At 75.2% G+C, this 16,558-nt stretch carries 15 protein-coding genes; 12 read left to right on the top strand and 3 right to left on the bottom strand.

Features of this window, described 5'->3' with window-relative positions:
- Positions 1 to 81 precede the first annotated feature (81 nt).
- From RM445_RS02995 to RM445_RS03035, 9 genes are all read left to right on the top strand, one after another.
- Positions 82 to 1,293 carry a sensor histidine kinase gene (locus tag RM445_RS02995; RefSeq protein ID WP_311554413.1) on the top strand — a complete coding sequence of 404 codons (1,212 nt, stop codon included), beginning with the start codon at positions 82 to 84 and terminating at the stop codon, positions 1,291 to 1,293.
- Positions 1,290 to 1,976 carry a response regulator transcription factor gene (locus RM445_RS03000; RefSeq protein WP_311554414.1) on the top strand — a complete coding sequence of 229 codons (687 nt, stop codon included), beginning with the start codon at positions 1,290 to 1,292 and terminating at the stop codon, positions 1,974 to 1,976. Before RM445_RS02995 ends, RM445_RS03000 begins: the two co-directional genes overlap by 4 nt.
- Positions 1,977 to 2,218: 242 nt before the next feature.
- Positions 2,219 to 4,180, top strand: a complete 1,962-nt coding sequence (locus RM445_RS03005) for a hypothetical protein (protein ID WP_311554415.1) — start codon at positions 2,219 to 2,221, stop codon at positions 4,178 to 4,180.
- Positions 4,177 to 5,010 carry a sugar phosphate isomerase/epimerase family protein gene (locus RM445_RS03010; RefSeq protein WP_311554416.1) on the top strand — a complete coding sequence of 278 codons (834 nt, stop codon included), beginning with the start codon at positions 4,177 to 4,179 and terminating at the stop codon, positions 5,008 to 5,010. Before RM445_RS03005 ends, RM445_RS03010 begins: the two co-directional genes overlap by 4 nt.
- Before the next feature lie 30 nt (positions 5,011 to 5,040).
- Complete coding sequence (gene proC, locus RM445_RS03015) at positions 5,041 to 5,841, top strand: pyrroline-5-carboxylate reductase (RefSeq protein ID WP_311554417.1); 801 nt, start codon at positions 5,041 to 5,043, stop codon at positions 5,839 to 5,841.
- A gap of 122 nt (positions 5,842 to 5,963) precedes the next feature.
- The gene (locus tag RM445_RS03020; RefSeq protein WP_311554418.1) at positions 5,964 to 6,176 is read left to right on the top strand and encodes a helix-turn-helix domain-containing protein; all 213 of its coding nucleotides are present in this window, start codon (positions 5,964 to 5,966) and stop codon (positions 6,174 to 6,176) included.
- Between the two features lie 144 nt (positions 6,177 to 6,320).
- A complete protein-coding gene (locus RM445_RS03025; RefSeq protein WP_010241351.1) occupies positions 6,321 to 6,422 on the top strand; it encodes a 30S ribosomal protein bS22 in 102 nt (33 codons plus the stop codon).
- Positions 6,423 to 6,479: 57 nt separating this feature from the next.
- Positions 6,480 to 7,547: an NAD-dependent epimerase/dehydratase family protein gene (locus RM445_RS03030; protein WP_311554422.1), complete on the top strand. Its 1,068-nt coding sequence runs from the start codon at positions 6,480 to 6,482 to the stop codon at positions 7,545 to 7,547.
- Positions 7,544 to 8,635, top strand: coding sequence for a lysophospholipid acyltransferase family protein (locus RM445_RS03035; protein WP_311554423.1), 1,092 nt, complete (start codon positions 7,544 to 7,546; stop codon positions 8,633 to 8,635). Before RM445_RS03030 ends, RM445_RS03035 begins: the two co-directional genes overlap by 4 nt.
- Before the next feature lie 66 nt (positions 8,636 to 8,701).
- On the opposite strand, the gene RM445_RS03040 is transcribed toward RM445_RS03035, so the two are convergent.
- From RM445_RS03040 to RM445_RS03050, 3 genes are all read right to left on the bottom strand, one after another.
- Positions 8,702 to 9,571: an HAD family hydrolase gene (locus tag RM445_RS03040; protein ID WP_397469231.1), complete on the bottom strand. Its 870-nt coding sequence runs from the start codon at positions 9,569 to 9,571 to the stop codon at positions 8,702 to 8,704.
- Between the two features lie 213 nt (positions 9,572 to 9,784).
- Positions 9,785 to 11,143: a DUF5667 domain-containing protein gene (locus RM445_RS03045; protein WP_311554424.1), complete on the bottom strand. Its 1,359-nt coding sequence runs from the start codon at positions 11,141 to 11,143 to the stop codon at positions 9,785 to 9,787.
- A gap of 190 nt (positions 11,144 to 11,333) precedes the next feature.
- Entirely contained in the window at positions 11,334 to 11,861 is a 528-nt protein-coding gene (locus RM445_RS03050) for a sigma-70 family RNA polymerase sigma factor (RefSeq protein WP_397469232.1), read from the bottom strand.
- Between the two features lie 817 nt (positions 11,862 to 12,678).
- Here RM445_RS03050 and RM445_RS03055 point away from each other — a divergent pair.
- The 3 genes from RM445_RS03055 (at position 12,679) to RM445_RS03065 (ending at position 16,539) form a co-directional block, all read left to right on the top strand.
- Positions 12,679 to 14,538: an AMP-binding protein gene (locus tag RM445_RS03055; RefSeq protein WP_311554425.1), complete on the top strand. Its 1,860-nt coding sequence runs from the start codon at positions 12,679 to 12,681 to the stop codon at positions 14,536 to 14,538.
- A 115-nt stretch (positions 14,539 to 14,653) separates the two neighbouring features.
- Positions 14,654 to 14,944 (top strand): glutaredoxin family protein, encoded by a 291-nt coding sequence (locus tag RM445_RS03060; RefSeq protein ID WP_311554426.1) that lies wholly within the window; start codon positions 14,654 to 14,656, stop codon positions 14,942 to 14,944.
- A gap of 8 nt (positions 14,945 to 14,952) precedes the next feature.
- Complete coding sequence (locus RM445_RS03065) at positions 14,953 to 16,539, top strand: molybdopterin-dependent oxidoreductase (protein WP_311554428.1); 1,587 nt, start codon at positions 14,953 to 14,955, stop codon at positions 16,537 to 16,539.
- Positions 16,540 to 16,558 lie beyond the last annotated feature (19 nt).

Genomic DNA, 16,558 nt, shown 5'->3' on the forward strand with positions numbered 1-16,558 from the left:
GAGGTCGAAAAGTCCCCCGACCGGTGGTCGCCGGGATCACGACGGCCCTGTCGTGCCGTGGTGCGCGCCTACGATGCGGCCGTGAGTCTGCTGGCGTCGATCCTGCCGGCCGCGGTGGCGCTGCTGGCCGGGCTCGGAGGTGGTGTCCTGCTCGCCCGCCGGGTCGCGGTGCCCCGGGTGGAGCATCCGGTCCCCGTCGACGAGCCCGGTCCCACGCTGGCCGACCTGCTGCTGCGCGTGTTCCGCTCGTCGGATGCCGGGCTGGCCGTGTTGACCGGCTCGGGCGAGGTGGTGCTGCACAATCCGCGCGCGGTCGAGCTCGGGCTCGTCAACGCCGGCGTCGCCGATCCGCGGGCCCGCACGGCCTGCCGCCAGGCCGCGGCTCACGGCACCTCCGACGGCGCTCCCGGTGCGCTGCCCGTCGAGGTCGACCTGTCGCCGCTCGAGCGCCGCGGCCGGGGGCCGGCGGCGGTGCTCGGTCAGGTGCGCGGTCTCGGCGACGGGTTCACGGTGGTCGAGGCCACCGACAGCTCGGACGTCGTGCGGCTGGAGGCCACGCGGCGCGATTTCGTCGCGAACGTCAGCCACGAGCTCAAGACGCCCGTCGGGGCGGTCGGGCTGCTGGCCGAGGCCGTGCTCGACGCTGCGGACGACCCGACCGAGGTGCGCCGCTTCGCCGCCCGGATCCTCAAGGAGTCGACGCGGCTGGGCGCGCTGGTCACCGAGCTGATCGCGCTGTCCCGGCTCACGGGCGCGGAGCGGTTGCCCGAGCTGTCCGCCGTCGACGTCGACGACCTGGTGAGCGAGGCACTCGCCCGCAACCGGCTCTCCGCCGAGTCGGCAGGCATCGAGATCACCGTGGACCGGCCGTCCGGGCTGGAGGTCGACGGCGACCGGACGCTGCTCGTCACCGCCCTGACCAACCTGCTGGAGAACGCGATCGCGTACTCCCCGCCGGAGGCGTCGGTGTCGGTCTCGCGCCGCCGGATCGGCGACACCGTGGAGATCGCCGTCACCGACCGCGGCATCGGGATCGCCCCCCAGCACCAGACCCGCGTGTTCGAGCGGTTCTTCCGCGTCGACCCGGCCCGCTCCCGCGCCACCGGCGGCACGGGGCTCGGGCTCGCCATCGTCAAGCACGTGCTGGCCAACCACGGCGGCCACGTGCGCCTGTGGAGCAGTCCCGGCACCGGCTCGACGTTCACCATGTGCCTTCCCGCGCGCAGCGCCGATCGTTCTGCCGATCGCACCGCCGCGGCCGTCACCACCACCGATCCCGGAGGACGTGCATGACCAGGGTGCTCATCGTCGAGGACGAGGAGTCGTTCGCCGAACCGCTCGAGTTCCTGCTCCGCAAGGAAGGCTTCGCCACGGCGATCGCCGCGACCGGGCAGGGCGCGCTCGAGGAGTTCGACCGCAACGGTGCCGACATCGTGCTGCTCGACCTCATGCTGCCGGGAATGAGCGGCACGGACGTCTGCAAGGCGCTGCGGACCCGCTCCGCCGTACCGGTGATCATGGTCACCGCCCGCGACAGCGAGATCGACAAGGTCGTCGGGCTGGAGCTGGGTGCCGACGACTACGTCACCAAGCCCTACTCGGCCCGCGAACTGATCGCGCGGATCCGGGCTGTCCTCCGCCGCGGCGGCGAGGCGGCGGAGGGCGAACCGGCGGCCGGGGTGCTCACCGCCGGTCCCGTGCGCATGGACGTCGAGCGGCACGTCGTGAGCGTCGACGGCGCGGAGGTGGCGCTGCCGCTCAAGGAGTTCGACCTGCTGGAGTACCTGCTGCGCAACGTGGGCCGCGTGCTCACCCGGGGCCAGCTGATCGACCGGGTGTGGGGAGCGGACTACGTGGGCGACACCAAGACACTCGACGTGCACGTCAAGCGGCTGCGGTCGAAGGTCGAGGCCGACCCGTCGGTGCCGCGTCACTTGGTCACCGTGCGTGGGCTGGGGTACAAGTTCGAGGCCTGATCACGTTTAGTAGTTGTGCTTCACCCGTGCGTGACGGCCCGTGTCACGAACTCGTCACGCCCGGGCAGTAGCCTCCTCGTGTGCACCCGAATGCGTCGTCCCGCGGACCCCTGCGTCCGAGCGGTGCGCGCACGCGCGGATGCCGCGCCGGACGTCCGCCGCTCCGGCACACAGCGACCGCTCGGCGCACCGCGCACGAGAGGGGCCTGGACTTTGACGAGCGACGGGGCACGGTGTAGGCGATGAGGCCGGAGATCGACTACACGCGGCAGCGCACCGTCGCCGAGCTGCTCGCCGAGCACGGCGAGGCCGGCCCCGGGCGCCGTCGTCGGCGCCAGGGCGACGGCCCGCCCCCCGGTGGTCCGCCCGGGCCGCCGCAGGGTCCGCCGCCGCGGTACCCGCCCGACGCCGGCCCCGCCCGGCCGATGCACGACCCCGGCCCGCAGACCGTCGCGGGCCGCGATCCGGGATACCGTGGTGCCCCGCCGGTGCCTCCACGACCGGCGCCCGTCCGTCGCGATCGCCCGACCGGCGTCATCGCGGACCGGCCGCCCACGGGCCGGCCCGGAACCGCCGGGTACGGGCCCGGCACGCCCCGAGGGGGCGCTCCGTCGAACGGAGCCGGCCCGTCCTCGGCGTCCGGTCCGATGCGCGTGGTGCCGCCGGGTGGCCGTGAGGTGCCCGGAAGGGCGACGGCGTCGGGTCCGCTGCGTGCGGTGCCGACTGCCGGCCCAGGGGCACCGGACGTCGCGCCGCCCTCGAACGGTCGCGGCGCCGCCTCGGGCCCGATGCGCCCGGTGGCACCGTCGCCGGCCGCGAACCCGTGGGAGCCCCAGCGCGCCACCCAAGCCGGCGGACCGGGCCGGTTGCGACCCGCGACGGCCTGGGGTGGGCCGCCGACGACCGCCGCACCCGTGCGCGAGCAGCCCGGACCGTCCGCCCTCCGCGAACCGGTCGGTCGCCCGTACCTGCCCGCTGCGACCCCGCAGCCGGCGCCGCACCGTCCGTCCGCCGTTCCCGCGCGCGGCCAGCAGCACGCAGGTCCGCCGGTGCGTCCCGTGCCCGACTCCGGGCCGGCCACCGGGGCGTGGGACCCGTTCGAGTTCGACGACGAGGACGACGACGGGCCGCACACCGTCGTCGACGGGGCGGACGCCCGACGCCGCGGCCCGACGGCCGTTCCCCGCCGGGATCAGTACACGGTCCGTGGCGACGGCCCGGCCACCGAGTTCGACCTCGGCAGCCGCCGCGGCGCCCGGCCCGACCCCGCGCGGCCGACCGACGGCCCGGAGACGGACTTCGACGTCACGGCCCTGCGGCGCGACGGCGGGGCCACCGATCTCGACGTCACGGGCCGGAGCGGGCTGGCCGACGGGCCCGCCACGGAGTTCGACGTCACCGGCGGCCAGCGGCCTGCGCCCGGCCGCCCCCAGTTCGGTGCCGGCTCGCGCGTGCGGTCGGGCCGCAACGCGGCCGCGCCCCTCGTCCCCCCTCCGGCGCCCCGGCCGACATCGCCGCCGCCGCGGGTCCGCCCGTTCGCCGGCGATGTCGTCGGCAGTGTCCTCGACGAGCCGACCGAGCTGACGGACCGCGGCGCGCGTCCGGACGTCCTGGACGACGACGAGGACGACGACCTGCAGGGCGCCGACGCCTTCGCCGGCAACGGCTTCTTCGCTGATGGATTCTCGGGGGACCGGCTCGATCGGGCCGACGAGCACCTCCTGGACCGTGGTCACGACCTCGACCTCGACCTCGACCTCGACCGCGACCTCGACCTCGACCTCGATCGCGAGCACGACCTCGACCGTGAGCACGACCTCGACCGTGAGCACGACGACGGCGAGCGCGACGAGCGCGACGACGACCGTGGGCACGACGACTACGACGCGCGCGACGACCCCGACCTCGATCTCGACGACGACCCCGAGCGGGAGGGCACCCGACCGGCCCAGGCGTGGGCGGGTGTCGTGGCGCAGTGGCTGGCCGGTGCCGTCGCGGGCGCGGTGCTCTGGGTGCTGTTCCGCTTCCTGTGGCGCGAGCTGCCGGTCGTCGCGCTCGCGGCCGCGGTGCTCGTCACCGCGGGGCTCGTCCTGCTGGTCAGGCAGCTCCTGCACCACGTGGACCGGCGCACCACGGGCTTCGCCGTCCTCGTCGGCCTGCTGCTCACGGCGTCGCCGGCGGTGCTGGTACTACTGGGGAGATGACTCCGCCCGTCGCGCTCTCCACGGCCTCGGTGTTCCCGGAGTCGGTCCGTGCCGGGTTCGCCCTCGCCCGTGAGCTGGGCTACGACGGCGTCGAGCTGATGGTCTGGTCCGAGCGGCTCAGCCAGGACGTGGCGGCGGTGGGCCGGCTCGCCGAGGCATCGGGCGTCCCCGTGCTGGCGCTGCACGCGCCGTGCCTCGCGGTCACGCAGCGGGTCTGGACCGCGGACCCGGTCGAGCGCCTGCGGCGCTCGGTGGCCGCCGCCGGTGAGCTCGGTGCGTCGACGGTCGTCGTCCACCCGCCGTTCCGGTGGCAGCGCCGCTACGCCGCCGTGTTCGACGACGAGGTGCGCCGCGCCGAGGAGCACACGGGCATCGCGGTGGCCGTGGAGAACATGTTCCCGATCGTGCGGGGCGGCGTACGGGCGGTGCCCTACAGCCCGGGCTACGACCCCACCGACGTCGGCTACCGGCACTACACGCTGGACCTGTCGCACACCGCGGTCGGCGGCACGGACGCGCTCGCCCTCGCGAACCGGATGGGGGTGGGCGGGACGGGCTCGGGTGCCACGGCCGGGCTCGCCCACGTCCACCTCGCCGACGGCACCGGCGCACCTCGGGACGAGCACCTCGTCCCCGGCCGCGGGAACCAGCCGTGCGCGCAGGTGTGCGAGCTGCTCGCGGCGTCGGGGTTCGCGGGAACCGTCGTCCTGGAGATCAACACGCGGCGCGCCCGCACCCGCGACGACCGGGCGGCGCTCCTGGCCGAGGCGCTCCTGTTCGCGCGCCTGCACCTGCGGGCCCCCGCCGAGCCCACCCCCGCCCCGAGCTAGTCGCCGGAGTCGCGGGCTACGGTGCGAGCCATGACGCGGATCGCGGTGCTCGGGGCGGGCAAGATCGGGGAAGCGCTGCTGGCGGGGCTGTTGGCCGCGGGGCAGCCGGCGGGCGACCTCCTCTTCACCGAGCGCCACCCGGAGCGGGCCCGCGAGCTGACCGCGCGGCACGGCGTCGCCGCCGTCGGCGTGCCCGAGGCGGCCGCACGCAGTGAGGTGCTGGTCGTGGCCGTGAAGCCACAGGACATCGACCCCTTGCTCGCCGAGCTGACCGCCGCGCTGAAGCCGGGCACGCTCGTGGTGTCGCTGTGCGCGGGGCTGCCCACCTCGCTCTACGAGCAGGTACTGCCGGCCGGGACACCGGTCGTGCGGGTCATGCCGAACACCCCGATGCTGGTCGGCGAGGCGATGAGTGCGGTCTCGGGCGGCACGCACGCGACCGACGAGCACCTCGCCGCGGTGGAGAAGATGCTCGGCTCGGTCGGGCGGGTGGTGCGGTTGCCCGAGAGCCAGCAGGACGCGGTCACGGCCCTCTCCGGATCCGGACCGGCCTACTTCTTCTTCCTCGTCGAGGCCATGATCGACGCAGGCATCCTGCTGGGGCTGCCGCGGGCGGTGGCGGCCGAGCTGATCGTGCAGTCGGCCTACGGCGCGGCGGTCATGATGCGCGAGTCCGGCGACCACCCCGTGATCCTCCGCGAGGCCGTCACCTCGCCCGCGGGGACGACGATCGCGGCGGTCCGCGAGCTGGAGCGCCACGGCGTGCGCGCCGCCCTGCTGGCCGCGATCGAGGCCGCCCGCGACCGGTCGGTGGAGCTCGGCAAGCGCTGACCAGGCGCCCGACGCAGGCCGCGGAAAGGGCGCGGGGGACCGGGGAATAGGCTCCCGGCGCGACACCGTCCGGGCCTGGCGAGGGGCCGCGCCGGCCGGTGCGACCAGGAGGCGGTGATCCGATGCCCTCGGAACAGTCCGACAAGGTCGACCTTCCCCAGGTGCAGTTCCTGACGGTGGCCGAGGTCGCCGCCCGGATGCAGGTGTCGAAGATGACCGTCTACCGGCTGGTGCACGGCGGCGAGCTGCCTGCCGCCCGGGTGGGCCGGTCCTTCCGCGTGCCGCGGCGCGCCGTCGAGAGCCACCTGCGCGACGCCTGGTCCGACGCCGGCTGACGGCCGCTGCCGTCCCAGGCCGCTGGGTGTCGGTCGGCGCCGGTACAGTGGGCCATCGGTCGACGCCCGGTCGGCGCATGTCTTCGTGACGGTGTGCCCTGGGCCGCCGGTCAGTCCCCGTTCAACCGAGGAAGGAACCGACGTATGGGTTCGGTCATCAAGAAGCGCCGCAAGCGGATGTCGAAGAAGAAGCACCGCAAGCTGCTCCGCAAGACCCGCGTGCAGCGTCGCAAGCTCGGCAAGTGACCCGAGCGGTCGTCACGGCGTTCCGCCGCGGTCCGGCGGGGTCCTAGGGTCCGGTCGGTGGCCCCCTCGGTCGTCCTCGTCACCGGTGTCAGCCGCTTCCTCGGCGGCCATCTCGCCGCGCGGCTCGCCGCCGACCCGTCGATCGGGCGGGTGCTCGGCGTCGACACCGCTCCTCCGGGGCCGGACCTGCGCAGCCGGATGGGCCGGGTCGAGTTCGTCCGTGCCGACATCCGCAACCCGCTGATCGCCAAGGTGATCGCTCGCGCGGACGTCGACACGGTCGTGCACGCCGCGCTCTCGCCGGACCCGTCCGGGACGTGGGGGTCGGCGACGAAGGAGATGAGCGTCCTCGGCACCATGCAGCTCCTCGCGGCGTGCCAGAAGGCGCCCACCGTGCGGCGGGTGGTGCTCGAGTCGACCACCGCGGTCTACGGGGCGAGCCCGCTCGACCCCGCGCTGTTCGACGAGACGATGACGCCGAACGACCTGCCGACGTCGGGGTACGCGCGCGACGCCACGGAGATCGAGGGCTACCTGCGGGGCTTCTCCCGGCGGCGGCCGGACGTCTCGACCACCGTGCTCCGCTTCGCCAGCCTGGTCGGCCCGCGGATCGACACGGTGGTCACGCGCTACTTCGCGCTGCCCGTGGTCCCCACCGTCCTCGGTTACGACGCCCGCCTGCAGTTGCTGCACGAGGAAGACGCACTCGCCGTGCTCGAACGCGCGGTCGCGCACGACGACCTGCCCGACGTCGTGAACGTGGCTGCCGACGGCGTGCTCCTGCTCTCCCAGGCGATCCGGCGCGCCGGGCGGGTTCCGCTGCCGGTGCCGCCGCCCGCCGTGGGCGTCGTGGGCCGGGTGCTGGCCGGGGCTCGGATCGCCTCCTTCTCCCCGGAGCAGCTGCGGCTCCTCGACTTCGGCCGGGTGGTCGACACCACCCGCCTGCGCACGGACTTCGGCTTCACTCCGCGTTGGACCACCGTGCAGGCGTTCGACGACTTCGTGCGCGGCCGCGCCCTGCGCCCCGTCATCGCGCACGAGCGGGTGGAGGAGGCCGAGCGGCTGGTCGACCGCGGCGTGCACGCCGCCGCGCGGCTGCTCGCCGGGCTCGGAGCGCGGACATGACCGGCGACGGCCCGGACGACCGGCGCGCCCCCGATCGGGACGGTGCCCGGGTCGTCCCCCTGCATCCCGCGGCGCCGGCCGAGCCTGCGGCCCCGGCGCACCCGACCCGGGCCCGCCGCCGCGCCGAGCCCCGCCGGGCGGCCCGCAGGTCCGGCCCCACACCGGTCGCCCCGGTCAGAGCGGTTCCCGAGCCGGCCACCGACGCGGCCGCGTCCGTCGACACCGGGGCGGAGCCCGGGCTCCCGCCCGACTGGGAGGCCGCGCTCGCCGATGCGCTCGCGTTCCTGCGCCGCAGGCTCACCGGCGACTACGCCGTCGACGAGTTCGGCTTCGACGCCGAGCTCACCGACAACGTCGTCCTCCCGCTGCTGCGGCCGCTGTACCGGACGTGGTTCCGGGTCGAGACCACCGGCCTGCACCACGTCCCCGACGAGGGCGGGGCGCTGGTCGTCGCCAACCACTCCGGCACCATCCCGCTCGACGCCCTGATGACCTCGGTCGCGCTGCACGACGACCACCCCGCGCACCGCCACCTGCGCATGCTCGGCGCGGACCTGGTGTTCCGGCTGCCGGTCGTCGGCCAGCTCAGCCGCAAGCACGGCAGCACGCTGGCCTGCAACGCGGACGCGGAGCGCCTGCTGGCCGACGGCGAGCTCGTCGGGGTCTGGCCGGAGGGCTTCAAGGGGATCGGCAAGCCGTTCGCCGACCGGTACAAGCTGCAGCGGTTCGGCCGCGGCGGCTTCGTCTCCGCGGCGCTGCGCACCGGCAAGCCGATCATCCCGTGCTCGATCGTCGGAGCCGAGGAGACCTACCCCAAGATCGCGGATATCCCGTCCCTGGCCCGGCTGCTGAACATCCCGTACTTCCCGGTGACGCCGACGTTCCCGCTGCTCGGGCCGCTCGGCGCCGTGCCGCTGCCGTCGAAGTGGCTCATCGAGTTCGGCGAGCCGATCTCCACCGCGGAGCTGGGCCCCGACGCCGCGGACGACCCGATGCTGGTGTTCAACCTGGCCGACCAGGTCCGGGAGACCATCCAGCTCACGCTCTACCGGCTGCTCGGTCGCCGCCGCGGGGCCTTCCGCGGCTGAGGCGACGTCACTCCACCTGTGGATCGTCGCCGTGCTTCGCTACGGCGCCGACCGACAGGACACGCGTTAGCGCCAGCGGCGGAGGCCCGCCGCCACCGCCCCCGTCACGGCGCCCGCACCGAGCACCGAGCGCACGGCGATGCGGGTCGCTCGCCGGCCCGTGCGGAAGTCGCGGATCGCCCAGCCGCGGGCCCGCGCGATGTCGCGCAGGTCGCGGTCCGGGTTGACGGCCACAGCCGTCCCGACGGCCGACAGCATCGGGACGTCGTTGACCGAGTCCGAGTAGGCGGTGCAGCGGCGCAGGTTGAGGCCCTCGGTGACCGCCAGGGCACGCACCGCGTGCGCTTTGGCCGGGCCGTGCAGCACCTCGCCGACCAGTCGGCCCGTGTAGTGCCCGTCGACGCTCTCGGCCACCGTGCCGAGCGCGCCGGTGAGGCCCAGCCGCCGCGCGATGATCAGCGCCAGCTCCACCGGAGTGGCCGTGACGAGCCAGACCCGCTGACCGGCGTCGAGGTGCATCTGGGCCAGCGCCCGGGTGCCGGCCCAGATCCGGTCGGCCATCAGCTCGTCGTAGATCTCCTCGCCGAGCTCGACGATGTCGGCGACCGGACGGCCCGCCACGAACGAGAGCGCGGTGTCGCGGCCGGTGGTGTGGCCGTAGCTGAGCTCCCGGCCCCCGACCCGGAACTTCAGCTGCTGCCAGACGAAGCCGAGCATGTCCGAGGTGGTGAAGAACTTGCGCGCGGCCAGCCCGCGGGCGAAGTGGAAGATCGACGCGCCGATCATCATCGTGTTGTCGACGTCGAAGAAGGCGGCCGCGGTCAGGTCCGTGGGCAGGGGCGCGGAGGGCACGCTGCGCTCGGCGGCCACGGCGGCCGCCGCAGCGGCTTCACCGGCCCGGACGGCCGGGTCGAGTGCCGTCACGGCGTCGAGCACGCCCGACGACTCCGCGATGCCCGCGACCTCGGGGCGACCCTGCTCTCCTACTCCCACCAGTGCCTCCGGTCGACGGACGAACGTGGCGCCAGCCTACTGTCGCCGCCCGTCGCCGTCGGGTGCCGCGTCGTGCCTGCACGGTCCCGCCGGAACACGCCCGAACGGGCCGCCGCGGTGGTGTCACGGCGGCCCGTCCGGGCTGTGTCACCGGGGTCAGCCGAGTCCCGGCAGCAGGTTGTTCACGATCCCCGGCACGTCCAACGGGAGACCGCTGCCACCGGACCCGGCGCCACCGCCGGTGGTACCGCCGGACCCGCTCGAGCCGCCCGACCCGCTCGAGCCGCCGGAGTTGCTGCGGTTCCGGTCGTCCGACCCGTCGTCGGACGCGCCGCCGGACGCGCCGCCGTACGGGGCCTGCTCGTCGTCCGCGGACGTCGGGTCGTCGGCGTCGTCGCCGTCGGCTCCGCCGGCCGTGTCGGCACCGCCGCGCGGGGACGTCCTGCCCTCCGGCGTGCCGGACCTCGTGCCGTCCGGATCGGACGTCGGCCCCGTCTGGGCCGGGTCGGTGACGGACACGTCGGGGCACGCCACGACCGTCGGGTCGCACGCCGAGTCCTGGAGCCCGCCCGTCTGCCCGAGCAGCCGGTTCAGGAGCGCCAGCGACTCGTCGGCCTTGTCCTGCGCCGGGAGCGTCGGTTTGAGCTCCGACAGCCGTGTCGACTGCTCCGTCGCCCACTCGCGCACGTCGTCCACCTGGGCGGTGTCCGGCGACTGCCCGGCGAGCAGCAGGCGCGAGCCCTCGGTCGCGTTGCTGTCGAACTCCTGCATCGTCGAGCGCACGCGCTCGGAGTCCGCCGGATCGACGGCGGCGCCGCTGGCCCGCTCCGCCTGGTCGCGGGCCACCATGCCCTCGACCTCGTCGAGCCGTCGCTGAGCCTGCTCGAGGTGCCGGCGGGCCTTCGCCTCCTCGCCGAACGTCAGCGCGTAGCCGGTCGACTCCGCCACCCGCTTGACCCCGTACATCGGGTCGCCGGGCAGCGCGCCCTGGCTCGCGAAGGTCCCCGTGCCGGCCAACGCGACGAGTGCCGCGGCGGCCGCCGCACCCAGCAGCGCGGCCCGCCGGTGCCCGACGCGCTCCGGCCGGTTCCGGCGCAGGCGGCGGACGTCGGGCCCGAGGTCGGGCTCAACCGTCTCGGCGAGCGCGGTGCCCTCGTCGTCGGCCGTCTCGGCGGGCGCCGAGTGCCGGCCGCCGTGCCGCGCCCGCAGGGGCGTCGGCTCCGCGTGGCGCTCCGTCGGCGGTTCCGCGACGGCGACGGGGGCGATCACCTGCACCGGGCCGGTGTCGTCCGCGTGTCCGATCCCGTGCTGCTCCGCGAAGGCGGACATGAGCCGCTGCTTCGCCCGCGCTCTCGCGGCGGATGTCGGCCCGAGTGCCGGACCGGCGGATCGCAGCAGTGCCACGATCTCCAACTCGTGTGCGAGGTCGTCCATCCCGTCGTCGATTCCGACGGGCGTCCGTCCGCGCTCCACCTCGGCGGCGAACCGCTCTTCCTCGCCCCATCCCGCGGGCATGTTGGCCGTCCTCACTGCATCCCTGTGCATCGTGTGGTCGCTGCGCGTCCCCGACGTTCATCCATCCAACGAGGCGGGTGGGCGCGGGTTACGGCCGATGTACCGTTCACCGCATCGAGTCGCACATTCGTCGCTCCTGTAGCGCTCGGGTCTTCCGGAACGATACAGATGGCCACTCGACTCGCGGCCGTCATCGCAACCCCTCGGGCAGCAGCTGGGCGAGCCTGCGGACCGCTCTGTGCTGCAGTGCCTTCACCGCCCCCTCGTTGCGGTCCATGATGGTGGCCGTCTCGGCGACCGACAGGCCCTGCAGGAACCGCAGGGAGATGCATTCCTGCTGGTCCGCGTTGAGCTTGCGGATGCAGCGCAGCAGCTCCTCGTTCGTCGCCATGTCCAGCACCTGCTGCTCGGGGCCATGGGTGCTGGGCGACAGCTCGACGATGTCCGACGTCGTCGACTCCAGCCGGTACCGGCTGGACTTGACGTGGTCGAAGATCAGGTTGCGGGCGATCGTGACGAACCACGCCCCGATGTCGCGGCCCTGATACGTGACCGAGGAGATCCTGCGCAGGGCGCGCAGGAACGTCTCCTGGGTCACGTCCTCGGCCAGGGTCCGGTCGTTCATCCGGAACAGCACATAGCGGAAGACGACGTCGTAGTAGCGGTCGAACAACTCGCTGAAGGCGTTCATGTCGCCGGCCTGGGCGCTGCGGACCAGCGCCCATGGGCCGTTCTCCTCCGGGACCGGAGGATCCGCCGGTGCCGGGCGCTGGTTCGGCGTGGCGGTGGGCCCGGGAGGCGTCGCCGCACGGAGATCGCCCGACGGGCCCGGCACCCGCTGCCGCGGAGGGCCGGCCACCTGTGCCGCGTCGGCACCGGTGTACCTGGCGGGGCCGCGGCCGCCGGCGGGGTCGACCGCGGCCGACGGGGCCGCCCGGGTGGGCCGGTCCACGTTCGGGTGCGCCGGGCCGGGGGGCGGTGTGGCCGGTGCCGCGGTGGGCGACGCACCGGTGGGAGCGCCGGGAGCCGGTCGGGTGCGACCGGCGGGCGGGACCGGGGCGGGCCGGTCCACGCCGGTGGAGGCGGTGTCGCTGCGGAGCAGCCGGGGAGCGCGCATCGGGCGGGTCATGACTCCCGATCGACCCCGGGAGCGGGTGGTGCAGGGGACCGCGGAACTGTCCGCGGCGTACTGACGACAGTCGGCATGCCACTCCCTCGGGTGAGCTTGACGCCCGACCCGTCGGGTCGCGCGTTGAGTCGGCTGTAGCGGCGGAGCATACGACCGGATCTCGACCCCGGATCGCACACGGTCGCTCACCGTCCGCATCAACCGCCGAGCGGACGATCACGATCGGTCAGCGTCAGGCCGCGCAGCGTGTTAAATCATCAACAAGGTGTGAGTGCGCCCGGCGTGACTCTGCGTGCGATCGGCGGTCACTATGAGTTCGTAGCCGGACCGCGCTCGCCGTGCCGGTCGTGTGCGCGCCAGACTGGCGGAGGAACGCGAGAACGACGCATCGAGGAGGCCGGCCGCCGTGGACAGCACGCCCCGCCCGACGCACCTGGCCGACCTGGTCGCGGCCGCCGCAGCCCGCCATGCCGACCACCCGGCGCTCGTCGACGCCGCGACCGGAGCCACTCTCTCGTGGGCCGAGCTCGACGCCACGGTGTCGGCGGAGTCCCGGCGGCTCACGGACGCCGGGCTGACGGCCGGCGACCGGGCCGTGATCCGCTGCGCGAGCGGTCCCGCCGTCGCCGTCGCCGTGCTCGGGGCGCTGCGGGCCGGTGGGGTGGCCGTTCCGGTACCGCCCGGCGACGTCGCCGCGGTCGTCGCCCACTGCGCGCCCCGGCTGGTCGTGACCGACGGGCCGGAGCCGGTGCCCGCCGCCGTCACCGTCGTCGGTCCCCCCGATCTCGACGCCCGCGCAGAGCCCGTCACCGCGGTCGGCGGCGGTGAGGACATCGCGCTGCTCGTCTACACCTCCGACGCGCGCGCCGTCTGTCTGTCGCACCGCGCGGTGCTGGCCAACCGCGCGCAGGCGGCGGCGCTGCGTCCGGCCCCCGTCACCCCGGTGGACCGGGTGCTGCTCGCCCAGCCGCTCTTCCACTCCTACGGGCTCGCCGCCGGTCTGTTCCAGGTCTGCTGGGCCGGGGCGACCGCCGTCCTGCCGGGCCCCGGGCGCCCCGACCCCGAGGAGCTCGCCGACATCGTGGCGCGGCACCGGGTCAGCGGGCTCGCCGGCGTGCCGTCGACCTACCGCGCGCTGCTCGAGCTGGATCCGCACGAGCTGCGCACCGCCCTGGCCGGCCTGCGGCTGTGCACGTGCGGCGGGGTCCCGCTGCCGCGGCCGTGGGCGACGGCCTTCCAGGAGGCGACCGGGCACCGCATCGTCGAGGGCTACGGGCTGACGGAGGCCGGTCCGGTGGTGACCAGCACGCCGATCGACGGGGTCGCCTCGCCCGGCTCGGTGGGGCATCCCCTGCCGGGGGTCGAGCTGAGGCTGCTGGACGGCGACGGCCGGCTGCTGGCGACGCCGCGGGCGGCCGCTGCGCCGGAGGCGCCGGAGCACGAGGCGGAGCCCGCAGCCGCCGAGCCGCTCGGGCCCGAGGCGAACGGGGACGAGCCGGCGGCCGACCCGGCCGAGGTGGACGCCGCTGCTCCCGACGACCGGCCGCACAGCGGATCCGGCGCCGGGGCGACCGACGTGCGCGCCACCGCGAGCCGGGTGGCGACGGACGTGCGGGCGGTGGCCGAGCGCGGAGTCGCGGAGTTCCGCGCCGTCGCCGAGCGCAGCGTCGCCGAGGTCCGTGCGGCGGCCGAGCGCAGCGTCGCCGAGGTCCGCGCGGCCGCCGACCGGGTCCGCGTCGGCGATCCGGTGGGCGACATGATCGACGACGCCCAGGACGTCGAGGGTCCGGCGGATCCCACGAGCGACGCCGGCCACATCGCGCTGCGCGGCCCCAACCTGTTCTCGGGGTACTGGCCAGGACGCACCGGGGGCCCGGGCCCCGACGGCTGGTTCGTCACCTCCGACATGGGGTTCCTCGACGGCACGGGCGCGCTGCACCTGGTCGACCGGTCGCCGGACCTGGTGGTGGTCAGCGGTTTCACCGTCTACCCGCACGAGGTCGAGCGGGTTCTGGCCGAGCTGCCGTCCGTCGCCGACGCCGCGGTGGTCGGGGTGCCGGACGAGCGCACCGGCCACGCGGTGCGGGCAGTGGTGGTGCGCGCGCCGGGTGCCGCGCTGGACGACGACGCCGTCCGGGCGCACTGCCGCACGCGGCTCGCCCGGTTCAAGGTGCCGGCGCAGGTGGTGTTCGTCGAGGAGCTGCCACGCACGGCGGCGGGTCGCCTGGCCCGCCACCTGCTGGCGGAGCGGGCGACGCAGACCTGACGCGCGGCCGGTCGACGGGAATGCAGCATGGTGGCTTTACTGCGGTCCGACCGCAGCAAAGCCACCATGCTGAGGTCGGCCGGAGGCCGACCTGTGCACGGGAGAGGGAGACGGCGTGTCCGAGGAGACGGCAGCGGCCCGGGCGGCAGGGCCCGCGGACGCTGCGCGGGTGACGGTCTACACGCGCATCGGGTGCCCCGCCTGCGCGAAGGCCGAGGACGACGTCGCCCGCATCTGCGGCGAGCTGGGGGAGACCTGGCAGGCCGTCGACGTCGACAGAGACCCCGACCTGCGCGCCGAGTACGGCGACCGGGTGCCCGTGATCGACATCGACGGCCGTGAGCACGGCTACTGGAAGGTCGAGGAGCAGCGGTTCCGCGCCGCGCTCACCGGCCGCTCCCGCTGACCCGGCCGGTGCCCGCCGACCAGCTCGCGCCACCCGAGCGGATCCCGCGCGGGTACGCCGCGGCGCTCGGCGTCACCTCGGTGGCCGTCGCCGTCGGCGCCGGGCACCTCGCCGCGGCGCTCGTCGCCCCGGCCGCCTCGCCGCCGCTCGCCGTCGCCGCGGCCGCGGTGCGGCTCGCCCCGCTGCCGGTGGTCGAGTTCGCGACCTCGACGTTCGGCACCGCGGACAAGCTGGTGCTGTTCGTCGGGGTCGCCGTCGTGCTGGTGGCGGTCGCAGCGCTGGCCGGCCTCGCCTCCCGGCGTCGGCCGCTGCCCGCGGTCGCGGTCGTCGTCGCCCTCGGCGTGGTGGCGGGGGCCGCGGCCTGGACGGCGCCGTCGTTCGCGCAGCTCGACGTGGTGCCGGCGCTGGCCGCCACGATCGTCGGCGTGATGGCGGTCCGCTGGCTGCACCGGGGGCTGCTCCCCGTCCCCGTCGAGCCGTCCGACCCGTCGCCCGCCGACGCCGACCCGGGCACGGTGACCCGCCGCGGCGTCCTGCACGGTTCCGCCGCGCTCGGCCTCGTCGGCGCCGCCGCGGTCGTCGCGGGCGGAGCGGGCCAGCTCCTGGGCCGCGGCGTCGGCGATTCCCGTGCCGACGTGACCCGTCTGCTCGCCGCCGCCCGAGTCGCCCCCGCACCGCCGGTACCGCCCGGCGCGGACCTCACCGCGTTCGGCGCGCCCTCGGTGATCACCTCCAACGCCGACTTCTACCGGATCGACACCGCCCTGCGTGTGCCCGCGCTCTCGGCCACGGACTGGACGCTGCGGATCCACGGCATGGTCGACCGTGAGCTCACGCTGTCGTTCGCCGACCTCCTCGCCCGCCCACTCGTCGAGCGGACCCTGACGCTGACCTGCGTGTCCAACGAGGTCGGCGGCGATCTCGTCTCGACCGCCCGCTTCGTGGGCGTCGACCTGCGCGACGTCCTGCGCGACGCCGGGGTGCGCGACGGCGCCGACCAGCTCCTGTCCACCAGCGTCGACGGGTGGACCGCGGGCACGCCGACCGCCGTCGTGCTCGAGCCCGACCGCGGCGCGCTGCTCGCCGTCGGCATGAACGGCGAGGCGCTGCCGCGCGAGCACGGCTTCCCGGTGCGGATGGTCGTCCCCGGCCTCTACGGCTTCGTCTCGGCCACCAAGTGGGTCACCGACCTGGAGCTGACGACCTTCGCCGCCCGCGACGCCTACTGGGTGCAGCGCGGCTGGGCGCAGCAGGCGCCGATCAAGACCCAGTCGCGGATCGACCGCCCGCGCGCGTTCGGCTCGGTCCCGGCCGGGCCCGTCCTGCTGGCCGGTACGGCCTGGGCGCAGCACACCGGTGTCGAGCGGGTGGAGGTCCGTGCCGACGACGGGCCGTGGCAGACCGCGGAACTCGCCACCGAGGTGAACCTCGACACGTGGCGGATGTGGCGGGCCGAGCTCGATCTCGGGCCCGGCCGGCACGTGCTGCAGTGCCGGGCCACGGACAGGTCGGGCGCGACCCAGCCCGAGCAACGCACCGCGCCTGTTCCGGACGGGGCGGCGGGCTGGCACTCGGTGGTCGTCACCGTGTCCTGACCGGGCGCGACCAACGGCA

The sequence above is a fragment of the Pseudonocardia charpentierae genome, assembly GCF_031845345.1.
Classification (GTDB): domain Bacteria; phylum Actinomycetota; class Actinomycetes; order Mycobacteriales; family Pseudonocardiaceae; genus Pseudonocardia; species Pseudonocardia charpentierae.

Bases quoted from the DNA above. Each gene is read 5' to 3' on its own strand.
- RM445_RS03010 (WP_311554416.1), top strand. From the start codon at position 4,177: ATGACTCCGCCCGTCGCGCTCTCCACGGCCTCGGTGTTCCCGGAGTCG.
- RM445_RS03025 (WP_010241351.1), top strand. From the start codon at position 6,321: ATGGGTTCGGTCATCAAGAAGCGCCGCAAGCGGATGTCGAAGAAGAAG.
- RM445_RS03035 (WP_311554423.1), top strand. From the start codon at position 7,544: ATGACCGGCGACGGCCCGGACGACCGGCGCGCCCCCGATCGGGACGGT.
- RM445_RS03000 (WP_311554414.1), top strand. From the start codon at position 1,290: ATGACCAGGGTGCTCATCGTCGAGGACGAGGAGTCGTTCGCCGAACCG.
- RM445_RS03020 (WP_311554418.1), top strand. From the start codon at position 5,964: ATGCCCTCGGAACAGTCCGACAAGGTCGACCTTCCCCAGGTGCAGTTC.
- RM445_RS03045 (WP_311554424.1), bottom strand. From the start codon at position 11,143: ATGCCCGCGGGATGGGGCGAGGAAGAGCGGTTCGCCGCCGAGGTGGAG.
- proC (WP_311554417.1), top strand. From the start codon at position 5,041: ATGACGCGGATCGCGGTGCTCGGGGCGGGCAAGATCGGGGAAGCGCTG.
- RM445_RS03005 (WP_311554415.1), top strand. From the start codon at position 2,219: ATGAGGCCGGAGATCGACTACACGCGGCAGCGCACCGTCGCCGAGCTG.